This window comes from Edwardsiella hoshinae NBRC 105699 = ATCC 33379, assembly GCF_000474215.1.
Taxonomy (GTDB): Bacteria; Pseudomonadota; Gammaproteobacteria; order Enterobacterales; family Enterobacteriaceae; genus Edwardsiella; species Edwardsiella hoshinae.
Genome location: NZ_BAUC01000002.1, coordinates 1 through 12,580, shown reverse-complemented (window position 1 = coordinate 12,580; position 12,580 = coordinate 1). Strand labels below are relative to the sequence as shown.

Annotated in this window: 8 protein-coding genes; 2 read left to right on the top strand and 6 right to left on the bottom strand. The window is 56.2% G+C overall.

Features of this window, described 5'->3' with window-relative positions; genetic code table 11:
* Window positions 1–9: 9 nt before the first annotated feature.
* Both EHO01S_RS00510 and melR read right to left on the bottom strand, forming a co-directional pair.
* Window positions 10–1,380, bottom strand: coding sequence for a surface lipoprotein assembly modifier (locus tag EHO01S_RS00510; RefSeq protein ID WP_024522114.1), 1,371 nt, complete (start codon window positions 1,378–1,380; stop codon window positions 10–12).
* A gap of 256 nt (window positions 1,381–1,636) precedes the next feature.
* Window positions 1,637–2,566, bottom strand: coding sequence for a transcriptional regulator MelR (gene melR / locus EHO01S_RS00505; RefSeq protein ID WP_035370141.1), 930 nt, complete (start codon window positions 2,564–2,566; stop codon window positions 1,637–1,639).
* Between the two features lie 246 nt (window positions 2,567–2,812).
* Here melR and EHO01S_RS00500 point away from each other — a divergent pair, with 246 nt between their 5' ends.
* Window positions 2,813–4,168, top strand: a complete 1,356-nt coding sequence (locus EHO01S_RS00500) for an alpha-glucosidase/alpha-galactosidase (RefSeq protein WP_024522112.1) — start codon at window positions 2,813–2,815, stop codon at window positions 4,166–4,168.
* 145 nt (window positions 4,169–4,313) lie between these two features.
* Window positions 4,314–4,883: a beta/gamma crystallin-related protein gene (locus EHO01S_RS00495; RefSeq protein ID WP_024522111.1), complete on the top strand. Its 570-nt coding sequence runs from the start codon at window positions 4,314–4,316 to the stop codon at window positions 4,881–4,883.
* Window positions 4,884–4,925: 42 nt separating this feature from the next.
* On the opposite strand, the gene EHO01S_RS00490 is transcribed toward EHO01S_RS00495, so the two are convergent.
* The 4 genes from EHO01S_RS00490 to EHO01S_RS18775 form a co-directional block, all read right to left on the bottom strand.
* Window positions 4,926–6,215, bottom strand: coding sequence for an MFS transporter (locus tag EHO01S_RS00490; protein WP_024522110.1), 1,290 nt, complete (start codon window positions 6,213–6,215; stop codon window positions 4,926–4,928).
* 325 nt (window positions 6,216–6,540) lie between these two features.
* Window positions 6,541–7,500 (bottom strand): diguanylate cyclase domain-containing protein, encoded by a 960-nt coding sequence (locus EHO01S_RS00485; protein ID WP_024522109.1) that lies wholly within the window; start codon window positions 7,498–7,500, stop codon window positions 6,541–6,543.
* Window positions 7,493–12,040, bottom strand: coding sequence for a CHASE domain-containing protein (locus EHO01S_RS00480; RefSeq protein ID WP_024522108.1), 4,548 nt, complete (start codon window positions 12,038–12,040; stop codon window positions 7,493–7,495). Before EHO01S_RS00480 ends, EHO01S_RS00485 begins: the two co-directional genes overlap by 8 nt.
* Window positions 12,041–12,300: 260 nt before the next feature.
* A partial coding sequence (locus EHO01S_RS18775; RefSeq protein ID WP_035370139.1) for a hypothetical protein occupies window positions 12,301–12,580 on the bottom strand: 280 nt, incomplete at its 5' end.

The window sequence follows — 12,580 nt, the reverse complement described above, 5'->3', positions numbered from 1 at the left end:
TCCCTATCGTTAAAAAAACTTACTAAAGGTTAGAAAGACCATTTTTTTATCGTATTCGTAAAATGGATGATTGCTGTCACTTTTAAAATATGACAGGTTGATCTTTGGCGTGATACCAAAGTAATAAATGTCACGGTGCCAGAGCGTTATCAGGGCGCCGTACTCTTTATTTCTTTGCTGAATTCCGAAGAAGTCAGCGCTATCGTAAAACTTATTGGCGTAGTTTATCTGCATGATGCTGGATATGCCGCCCGGCCACTCATTTCCCCAGCCGCCCCGCCACTTTATTTTCTGAAAAGCTAAACTCTTGCGTGCAACGTTTTCACGTTGGTAGTCACCGCCCAAAAACCAAAATTGTTCGGGGCTGGGGAAATAATAGAGCGTCGCTGACAGTAGATGGTTTTTACTGTCACGCTGGGTGCGGCGTTTATTTGTAGTGTGACTTTTCTCAGCCTCAACGTCGATTTTCCAGCGTGGGCTTAGACGGTATTTTGATTCAATTCGTAGCCCCGGCGAGGTTCCCTCGCTAGCAAGGGAGGGCGCCTGATTATCCGATGCCCATTCGCGCTCTATAAAGGGCAGCAGCAGCAGGGAGGCGTCGATGTCGCGTAGGCCCAAACCTAGGCTCAGGCGGGCCGTCGCCTGATCGTAGCGATGATTGTTGGTGAAATACTTCCCGTAGGTCAGCGTACGGATCTCGCTGAACACCCCCTCCGGTAATGACCAGGTCTTACTGCCGCTAAGATAGTAAGAGAAACCCTGTCCGCTTTGCCGTTTTTCCGCCTGCCACTGACCAATTTTTACCTTATCTCCCGGCGCATTATTAATGTTACTTTCATTAATATAGTTAACCCCTACGTTGAATGACCAACTGTCTTTCTGCTGTATCGCCTTGATATAGCTATCCACTATCTCATTGACTCTTTCGCCGTTGCTATTGGCCCGCAGTTTATTGAATTGCAGTAGCGCAGAGGCGCGGTCTTTATTTTGAAACAGTGCGATAGCCAGCTGTAGTCGGGCAATATTTAGCTGTGGCTCTTTGGCGATGACGCGGCGGTAATAACGAATGGCATCGCGATAGTTACCGTCCTCTTTGGCTAAAATAGCCTTACCCCAGGTGGCCAGGGTTGGATCGTACCCTGCCTGCGCCTGATAAAGCGGCAGCAAGATCTTGACAGCGGCGGCGTCTGATTTCATCACCGCCTGGATCATACCTTGGAAAATAATCTGAGGGTGTGCTGTTAATTCTGCTGGAGAAAGGATGACAGTATTTTTTACCGATTGAGAAGTGCTAGCGGCATCCGCTGTGCTTATCATTAATACGCTTAAAATAATAGCTGAGCCTAGCTGTGAAAGGGGGGATTCTATTTTAATCAGCATCTCATGAATGGCTTATAATACACGCTGGTAAAATCAGCGCTTACCGTTGGTAATAAATTATTACATACATATTTATTTTGAAATTAAACCGATGTTAAACGGCATGAGGCGTGTCAGCCAGTTCGGTTGATTATGTGTGATGAATGACCTTTGTTTAGTGGATTTTTTCGAAACTACTGTGATTTTTTAGTGTTTATAGCTATTAAAAAATTAAAAATTAGTATTTATACCTGCAAACAAGTGAGGTGGCGATAAATCAATCTGTTGACGAGCGCGGCGCCGTGCCCGTGCGTGCCAGCCGACGGTACTGTTGCGGCGACATGCCGGTGTATTTACTGAAGGTGCTATAGAAGCGGCTGCTGGAGCGAAAGCCGGCGGTCAGGGCGATGTCGAGGATGGTGCGGTCGGTGTCGCTCAGTAGCACGCGTACATGGTTGATACGCATCGAGGTGATGTATTGCTTCAGGGTCATCTTCATCACGCGCTGAAACAGCGTCATCGCATAGTGAGGGTTGAGATGCACATGCTGCGCTATCTGCTCGAGCGTCAGCGTCCGATCGTAGTGGCCGGCGATATAGCTCAGCATCTGGCTGACGTAAAACAGGGCGTGGCGCGATAAGGCCTGCTCGCCGCCCGGTGTTTGTGCCGTTTGCCCGGCCTGCAACGACTGCCAGCCGCATAGGCTGAAGCGCTTTAACATCAAATGGATCTCCTCGCTGGCCAATTGGTGTCTAGCCAGGTTGGTGCTGGCTAGATCCTGTTGCCAGCGGTACACCTCCTGGCTCGTCAGAGATAACGCCTGTTGCGATATCACCACTCGGCCATGGGTGACATGATTGATCAACTGACGATCCAGCGGCCAGGAGAGGAAGAGCGGCATCGGCAGGCTAAACAGCGCCATCTGTCGGCATTGGCCGGGGTCAACCAGTCGATGGGGCGTGCAGGCCCAGAAGAGGGCCATATGGCCCTGCGGGATGGTGAGCAGGCGATCGTCGATCTGGTAGTGGAGATCGTCATCGAAGGGCAGGTTGATCTCCAACTGACCGTGCCAATGGTTGCTTGCCATGACGTGCGGCGTACAGAGGGTCACCTCGAGGCGCTGTGCTGCCGAATAGAGCATCAGCGGGCTGTGTGGCTGCGGATCGGTGCTATTACACATCGGTGCGGCATGTGAGGTGTCCGGCATGGGCTCTCCCTGAATCTGTCTGTCGGCGCCGTTGGGGGCGGCTTTTCCGCTGCGTGTTGCTGGCTACCTTACGCCGATCCTGGCGTGGCGCGCCTCTGCATTATTCGGCAATGATTCCCAAAAAATCAGATTTAGTGGTTTATAGCACGTAATCTAACAAAACGGGAGTTCCTTTCAGGGAATGCGGACGCCTGTGCTCCCCGTGTACTGGCACGATAGCGCCATTGATAGCCTGAGTGGAGAACAGTGATGTCTACAGTCAAGATTGCCTTTATCGGTGCCGGTTCTACTATTTTCGTCAAGAATATTCTCGGCGATGTGTTTCAGCGTCCAGCCTTACGCGGGGCCGAGATCGCCTTGATGGATATCGATGCGCAGCGCCTGGCGGAGTCACAGATTGTGGTGCGTAAGTTGATGGACTCCAGCGGTGCTGGCGGGCGTATTGACTGCTATAGCGAGTTACGGCCAGCATTGCGTGACGCCGATTTCGTGGTGGTAGCCTTTCAGATCGGTGGCTATACCCCTTGCACGGTGACCGATTTCGAGGTGTGTAACCGTCACGGCTTACGGCAAACCATCGGTGATACCCTCGGCCCCGCCGGGATCATGCGCGCCCTGCGCACCATTCCCCACCTGTGGCAGATCTGCGAGGTGATGAGTGAAGTTTGCCCGCAGGCGACGATGCTCAACTATGTCAACCCGATGGCGATGAATACCTGGGCGATGTATGCGCGTTATCCGCATATTAAGCAAGTCGGCCTGTGCCATTCGGTGCAAGGGACGGCGCAGGAGTTGGCGCGCGATTTGGCTATCGATCCGGCGACCTTGCGCTACCGTTGTGCCGGTATCAACCATATGGCGTTTTTCTTGTCGTTGGAGCAGAAGGGGGTAGATGGCCGCTATCACGATCTCTATCCTCAGTTGTTGCAGGCCTATCGTCAGGGGCGTGTGCCGCTGCCGAATATTCATGGTAATCTGCGTTGTCCGAATATCGTGCGTTATGAACTTTTGCAAAAACTCGGTTATTTCGTCACCGAGTCTTCCGAGCATTTCGCCGAGTACACGCCCTGGTTTATTAAGCCGGGGCGCGAGGATCTGATCGCGCGCTACCAGATCCCGCTGGATGAGTACCCACGCCGTTGTGTGGAGCAGTTGGCGAACTGGCAACGTGAACTGGCGGCTTATCAGGCGGCGGAGCGTATCGAGGTGCGTCCTTCGCGCGAGTATGCCAGTAGCATCATGAATGCTATCTGGACTGGCGAGCCGAGCGTGATTTACGGCAATGTGCGTAACGATGGCCTGATCGATAATCTACCGGCAGGCTGTTGTGTCGAGGTGCCGTGTCTGGTGGATGCCAACGGGATCCAGCCGACGCATGTCGGCGCCTTACCGTCACACTTGGCGGCGTTGATGCAGACCAATGTCAATGTGCAGACGCTGCTGATCGAGGCGGTGCTGACGGAGGATCGCGCACGGGTATATCACGCCGCGTTGCTTGACCCGCATACGGCAGCGGTGCTGAGTCTTGATGAAATCTATGCCTTGATGGACGACCTTATCGCTGCGCATGGCGATTGGCTGCCCGCCTGGTTGCATGGCTGACCTCCCGTTCCTGCGCTTGCGCGGGAGCGGCAGAAAATCAGACGATGCCGCAATGGCCTGGATGACATTATCGGCTACTATGGCGGCTCCTCGGGCGCGCTGCGCCTAGGGGGCACGGATAATAACACGTTTTAGCGGATAGGGTATGATGGCAGCGAGTTTTAAAGCGTTATGTGCGGCATCATTGTTGGCCTTGGGAGGCTGTGCCGATGCCTCTCTCGTTATCAATCATGTCGATAATTTTTCTGGTTACCGCGGGGAGAGCCGCGCCGGCGGACAGATCTATATCTGCACGCTGACACCGTTTAACAATGTTTACGCTGATGCCGGGTGGAGCGAGCAGATCGCCCGTTACAAAGTGGGACAGCGTTGCGAACGCGGCCAAGGGGAAGGCAGTCTGTTCTGCCGGACTAAGGAGGCGGTCTGCACCACTACCCGTTTAGAGGGCCCGGCGAGTGAGGGCGCGGCGCAATTGGTGGTATATGAAGACACCTGGCAGCGTGGTGCCTCGTTGCGCATCGATCGGGACATTCCCGATCTGGCGGACTATGGCTTCGCCGATCGTATCTCCTCCTTCTCCATTCCGCGCGGATGGACGGTGCGTTTCTACGAGGGTCGTGACTACAGTGGCGGTTACTACACCCGTCATGGTGGGGAGCAGGACGCGACCGGATTTAACGATCGGATCCGTTCTATTCGGATCCTGAGCCGTTAAGCCCGGATGCGCAGGGCGGCAGCGAGCCGGCCCTGCGGGATTTTAGCGTGATTCAGCCAGTGTGATGTCGCCGCCATCAGGTTGCGGTTGGCGGTCGATGATCAGCAGCCAGAGCGCCAGGGCACCGATCAGATCGAATACGGCCAGGGCGATAAAGAAGGGGCCGAAGCCGATGATGCTGACGAAGGCACCGATAAACAGGTTGAAGATGAGCTGACCGGACCAGGCACAGGCACCGGCCATTCCTACGGCCGTCGCTACCTCGTTCTTCTTAAACAAATCCGCCCCCAGCGTCGCGGCGACCGTCGACAACAGCTGGTGGGCGAAGCCGCCGATGCTAATCAGTAGCACCGCGATATAGGGATTCTCCACAATACTGACCAGGCCGATAGTGGTCATCAGCAGCGCGCCCAGCGTAAAGGTGATGCGGCGTGCGTTGATCAGCGAGACGCCTCGGTCATTGAAAAACTTGGCCACAAAGCCGCTGGCCAGGCAACCGAGATCGGCCATCAGAAAAGGGAGCCAGACAAACATGGCGATCTCTTTTAGGCTGAAGTGCAGGGTCTCCACAAAAAAGATCGGCACCCAGAAGTTAATGGTTCCCCAGGCCGGATCGGCCAAGAAACGGGCGATGCCGATCCCCCAGAAGTTGCGCTGCGTGATGATATGGCGAACCGACGTTTTCTCTTGGCTGGCGGACTGTAGAAACGCCTCTTGCCCGGCCTCGATATAACGACGCTCCTCCGCGGAGAGGCGCTTGGCTTCCTTGGGATCTTTATAACAGGCATACCAGATGAAGGCGGCGACGATAGCCAGGCTACCGGAGACAATAAACGCGAATTGCCAACTGTGGAACAGAATACACCAGGCAATCAGCGGCGGTGCCAGCATGGCGCCAAATGAGGTACCCATATTGAAGACCCCGGTGGCAATACCGCGCTCTTTGGCTGGAAACCATGTCGATGCCGTTTTGACGCCGGAAGGAATGGCGGAGGCTTCGCTGAACCCCATGAGGCCGCGCATAAAGGCTAATCCTTGCCAGGTCCCTGTCAATGCATGGCCCATCGTCGCTAGCCCCCAAACGATGGCGCAGATGAAGAAACCGAGCTTCAGGCCGATGGTATCAATAAAAAATCCCATGATTGGTTGACCAATTGTATAGGCCAACTGAAAGGCGCTGACCACCCAGGAGTACTGCTCTTTACTGATCCCGGTGTCCGCCATAATCGTGGGCGCCGCGATGCCGAGCGCGGTTCTGTCGAGGTAGTTAATGATGGTGATGAAGCAGACCAGCAAGATCATATACCACCGAAAATTCTTGATCTTTTTCATAGTAATCTCTTTGTTATGTCATTGTTGGTTTGGTGATGTCTAGGGTAGGGCTATGGCCTTGCCAAAGGGCAATCAGGCGGGTCTCCACATCGTCAGCGATGCGGCGATAGTGCATAAAAAATAAACATTAAGATGTGATATTAATCATGAATGTAATATTGGTATGCCAAATTAATCATTCTAGCGTGATTTGGTTAACCAATATCGACGCGATGCCATCGCGGATGACCTGCGGGGACGCGGACTGTCAGGGGCGTACCGCGACGCGCATCCTCGCCGTTGACGTGGAGGGGCGTGAAAAAAGGGGGCGCGTGGCATCCCATACTTAAGCCTGCGCAGGGAACGACGCCGCGCAACAGCGGTTACGCCCCTGCTGCTTTGCCTGATACAGCAGGCGATCCGTCTGTTGCAGAAAGTCCGCGGCTTGCGCCTGGCCGGCCAGGGTGACACAGCATACGCCAGCGCTGACGGTAAGGAACGGCAGCGGCGCGCCGCCGGCATGCGCGATACTAAGGGCCAGGATGTCGTTGCGCATTCGTTCTGCGCAGGCCTGCGCATCGCTCAGGGCGGTGGCGGGTAACAGGCAGATGAACTCCTCGCCGCCATAACGCGCCACCAGATCGCCGGGGTGGGTCAAGGCACCGCGCAGGGCGGCCGCGACCTGACGTAGGGCATCGTCGCCGCGCAGGTGGCCGTAGCGATCGTTATAGTCCTTGAAGTGATCGACATCGAACAGGATCAGGCTCAGCGGTTTCGGGGCGTGTTGGATATTATGCCACTCTTGGCTGAACTGGGTGTCAAAATAACGCCGGTTATAGACCCCGGTCAGACCATCTAGGTAGGCAAGCTGACGCAGTAGATCCGACTGCATTTTTAGCAACATATGGGTGTTGACCCGCGCCCGCACGATGTTGTGATTGATCGGTTTGCTGATGAAGTCGACCGCGCCTGCGCGCAGGCCGGCGGTTTCACTGTTCTCGTCGATATGGGCGGTGATGAAGATCACCGGAATGTCTTGGGTCTGCGGCGTCGCCTTGAGTCGTCGACAAACCTCTAACCCATTCATGTCCGGCATTTCGATATCTAATAGCACCAGATCGGGGTGTTGATTGAGACAGATGTTGAGGGCTTGCTGACCGTTAGTGGCCATAAACACGGTGTGATCGTCGGCGAACAGCTGATAGAGAAGCTGAATGTTGAGCGGCTCGTCGTCGACGATTAATAGACGAGGACGTTCACGGCCAGGCAGGTTAAAGGCACTATAGGGGGTCAGCATATCAGTCACACTCCTTTTCGGCACGCTGCGCATTGGCCAGATAGTCACGACATAGGCTTTGGGCACGCGTAAAGTCGAGGCGGTTGATGGCGGCCTCCAGCGCCGTTAGGGTTTCGCCTAGCGTCCCCCCAGCGGGATTGGTCGCCAGTTGGCGCATCTGTTCCAGCGCCGCCATATCGCTGTTTTCCAGCAGGATCAGCAGTTGTTGCACCTGCTCGTGCAGTGGAGGAAGCGCCGCAGCGGGGATGGCTGTAGACGCTTCAGGGGGCAGTTGGTCGGCGAGGTGCTGGCTGAAGGCGCGTAACTGGGGCTCCAGGCGGCGGCAGAGCGCGTTGATGTCGGCGACGCACTCCCGTATGGCCGGCGTCAGGTTGCCTGCGTCGACCTGCCGTAGACGGGACTCGCCGTCGCGTGCCTGAGTAAAGAGCGCGTCGTGGCCGAGTTGGGCGGCCAATCCTTTCAGCGAGTGCAACGCCCGGGTCGCTGCGGCGAGATCGTTGTCGGCCATGTGGCGCTCCAGCATCGCCGGGAAGTCGTGTAACTCATCCAGGAATAGGCGCAACAGGTGATGATAGAGCGTCAAATCCCCCTCTAAGCGCGCGAGTGCGCCGCGTAGGGCGATGCCATGGCGTTGGGCAAGTTGCTCTAAGGGGGCGGATAACGGTGACGGTGTGCTCGGCACCATCGCCGGTGGCAGCGCGGGCGGAGGCGTGAGCAGATGTTTCTGGATGGTCTGAATCAGCTCACGCAGATTAAAGGGTTTACCGATGTGATCGTTCATGCCGGCCGCGAGGCAGGCCTGGCGATCGGAGACCATGGCGTTAGCCGTCATGGCGATGATCGGTAGGGTATGCAGCGCGAGATGGCCGCGAATATATTGGGTGGCATTGATGCCATCCATCACCGGCATCTGGAGATCCATCAACACCAGATCGAAGCCTTGTGGCGTGGCTTTCAGGCGATCGACAGCCTCCTGTCCATGTGACGCCACGCTGACGATGGCGCCCTCATCCTCCAGTAGCTCACGGGCGATCTGTTGGTTATTCAGGTTGTCCTCGACCACCAGGATGCGCACCGCATGCAGCAGCTTACCGCTGTGCGGGACGGCGGGCGGCGGTGCGCGCTGTGTCAGACTCTGCCGTTCATGCAGCGCGCCGGCGACACTGTCCAGTAGCATCAAGGGGGTGACGGGTTTCAACAGGAAGCCGTCGAGCAGCCCTTGCTCCTCACTGCTGCGTTGCAGCAGGCACTCGCGATCGTTGGCGGTGACCATCACCAAGAGTGGCAACTGTTTTTCGTGTAGCGCGGCGCGGAGTCGTTGGATCGTCTGCCAGCCGTCGAGTCCCGGCATCAGCCAGTCGATAAATACCGCCGCATAGGGAGCGCCGATCTCCTGTTGTTGGGCGATCCGTGCCAGCGCTTGTTCGCCATCCTCCACGCTGTCGACCCGCCAGCCCAGACTCTGGGCCATTTGATGCAGCAGGCTGCGCGCGGTGGGATTGTCATCCACCATCAGCACATGCAGGCCTAACAAGGCCTGGCGGCGTTGTTCGTCCTCGCTGTGTTGCTCGGCAGCCAGCGGCAGGGTCAGCGTGAAGTGAAACAGGCTGCCTTTGCCCGGCTCACTCTCGAGTTGCAGCGTGCCGCCCATCATGGCGACGAAGCGCTGGCTGATGGACAAGCCTAGACCGGTGCCGCCGAAACGGCGAGTGATGGAGGCCTCGGCCTGCGAGAAGCCGCTGAAGATCAGGCGCTGTTTCTCCGGCGCGATGCCGATACCGGTGTCGCGTACGCCGAAGTGCAGCGTGGCGCGCTGGCCATCTTGCGCGATTTGGCGAATGAACAGCACCACTTCGCCCTGCTCGGTAAACTTGAGGGCATTGCCACCGAGGTTGATCAACACCTGTTGCAGACGCAGGCTGTCGCCGATCAGCCAGCGCGGGAGCCGCGGATCGATATCGAACAATACCTCGACGGGTTTGTTGTGCGAGTTGCTGGCGAGGATGACGGCGAGATCTTGCAGCAGGGCGTAGAGATTGAAGGGGGCGGCCTCCAGCTCCATTTTGCCGGCCTCGATTTTGGAGTAGTCCAGAATGTCGTTTAGCAGGTGTAACAGTGCTCGCGCCGCCGCCTCGCTCTTAGTGGCGTAGTCTGCCTGGCGGTGGGTCAGACCCGACTTGAGCAGGAGGGTCAACATCCCCAGAATGGCGTTGAGTGGGGTGCGCAGTTCATGGCTCATATTTGCCAGGAAGGCCGACTTGGCATGGTTGGCATTCTCCGCCGCGAGCTTGGCAGCCTGGAGCGTGGCTTCGGCCTGACGTTGACGGGTGATGTCACGGTTGATACCAACGAGCATCAAGGTGTCACCGATGCCTTGGTATTCGACGACGGCGGCGGATTCGATGATGCGCTCCTGGCCGTTGACGTGGATACGGAAGACTTGACGGCATACCTGTCCCTGGCCGGCCCGTAGCGTGGCCTGGAGGGTACGATCGACTTCGGCGACATCATCGGGATGGATCAGGGTGTGCCAATAGCCATATAGCCGCTGGGGATCTTGCATCGCCGGCGGGATGGCGTAGATGGCGTTCATGGTGTCATCGAAAGTCAGGCTGCCGTCGGCCATGCTCCAGCTCCAGACGCCAAGTTCGGCCACTTCGGTGGCACGTTGCAACTGGTTACGCGCAATACTCAGGTTGATCTGGAGCGTTTTCGCTTGGGTAATATCGAACTGAATGGCGATATATTTCTCGATCCGCCCCTCGGCGTCCTTGAAAGGAGCGATGGTGGTATCGACCCAATACAGCCGTCCATCCCGGGCGCGGTTGCAGATCTCGCCGCGCCAGGCTTCTTCTTGGCGTAAGGTATCCCACAGTTGGCGCCAGAAAGCCGGCGGATGAATGCCGGAGTTGACGATCGAGGGAGATTCGCCCAGTAGCGCCGCGCGGCTATAGCCGGTGATCTGGCAATAGGCATCGTTGACGTCGATCAGGCGGCGGTGGCCATCGGTGATGGCGATGATGCCATGAACGTTCAGGGTGCTGAGTAGGGCGTCGTTATCGCGTAGGGCCGTCTCAAGACGATGCTGGGTATTCTTGCGTTCGGTAATATCCGATTCGACGGCCATATAGCCGATCAGAGCATGATTGGCGTCGTAGCGTGGCTGGATTTCCATTTCAATCCAATAGTCGACACCGTCTTTCGTGCGATTCAGTAGTTCCCCTTTGAAGGCCCTTTGCTGATTTAATGCCTGGCGGATGGCGAGCACCGTTGCCGGATCGGTGCGCTCACACTGCAACAGTTGGCCGGGCGACTTGCCTAATACGTCGTCGTGACGGTACCCGGTGATGCGCTCGAAACCGTCGTTGACCCAGGTGATATGCCGCTGAGTATCCGTCAGGATCACCGCATTGGCGGTATTGCGCGCCACCAAGGCTAGCCGCTCCAGATCGGCGGTCATGTTGAGCGCCAACCGTTCAGCCCGGTAACGTCCGAGGATCTGTTGGCGTAACAACGTGGTGAATAGTACGCTCAACAGGATGCCAAAAGTGAACAGCAGCCAGGGCGAGTAGTGGTTGATCGAGGCTTCGAAGTGCGAGGTACTGCTGACACGTAGTAACATGGTGTGTCCCGCCAGCGTCAGCGGGATCGTCCGAATAAATACGCGCGCGTCGACATCCTGCGGGTTGTGTGCGTTAGCGGCATTGCTATCCAGTAACTTACTGCCGTCAGCGTCGAAGATCAGGTTGTTATAGCGCAAGGTGTGCGAGTCGTCATAGAGTTCGATGTCTACACGCCCAGAGGTGTATTCGGGAATATTATGCAGTAACTCGGCGATCACCAGGGGCGAGTAGATGATGCCGATCAGCGCGGCCCGGCGTTGCTCCGCTGTCTGTAACAGCGAGGTCTCCATGGTGTAGACCGGTAAGTACAGTAACGCGCCCGGCTGCCGCGTTTTATCCTGTACCAAGTGGATGGCGCCAGTCAGGGTCGGCAGACCGCTGTCGATGGCTTGTTGCAATGCGGCCCAGCGTACCGGCTCGGAGCGCACATCGAGTCCCTGAGCGCCCTGATTGGGGGCGAATGGCTGAATATATTTGATCAAATAGAGTTCCGCAGCGTTATTCGCTTGCAGCTGGTGCGGCGTAAAGCCAGGGTTATTGTCGTCACGGGTGGCCTGAATAAAACGTGGCAAGTCATTGCGTGGAACGCGTTGAATAAAGCCAATGCCGCGTACTCCCGGATAGTGGCGTGGGAGATCTAATGCCCGGATATAGTCGCTGAATTGGTTGGCGCTGACCTGGTGATACGTCTCATACAGTCCCTTGGCGGCGTTCAGGCCATACAGGGGCAGGGCGAAGCGGCGTGTGACCTCGCCCGCGACACGCTCGACGTTACGGGCGAATTCTGCCTCGGTATTCTCTTTGATCTGGTTATAGAGCCAGTGCGCGCTGAGGGCGGATAACAGAATACCCAGGACCAATACCGCCAAAGAGAGGCGATAGGCCGAGGCCGGGGGCTTCACTGCCTGTGCGGTATAGGCTGTCATGGCTGTCGCGATCCTAATCTCGTTCACCTTTCTCCAAGGCTAGTCTACTTTTACCGACCGTGAGAAACCGACCGGTGGCAATCTTGCTCCGCCTGCGGCCCGCGAACGAAAGAAGATGAGGAACGCTTACATTACGCGTTTTTTGGTAACATTTGATGCCGGATGACAACATCGCCACCCCAGGTGAGACGCGGCTTGTGCCCGGATTAGTCATAAAACTATTTTTGAATGATTAAAAAAAAGTTTGGCTTTAGTGTTGATTAATGCCCCGGATGCGCTAATATCACAAATGAAATAGCGATATAGCTCACACTTTTATGGAGTTTATGATGAAAAATGTTAAATCCTTTATGCATGACTTGAACTCTGTTTTGTTGAAACTGACGGCTCAGACCTACTACTGAGCGTAGCGGCACGCACGCGGCCGGGTTATAGGCTGCGTGCCCGTTTGCTTCCTTTGCTTCCTTTGCTTCCTTTGCTTCCTTTGCTTCCTTTGCTTCCTTTGCTTCCTTTGCTTCCTTTGCTTCCTTTGCTTCCTTT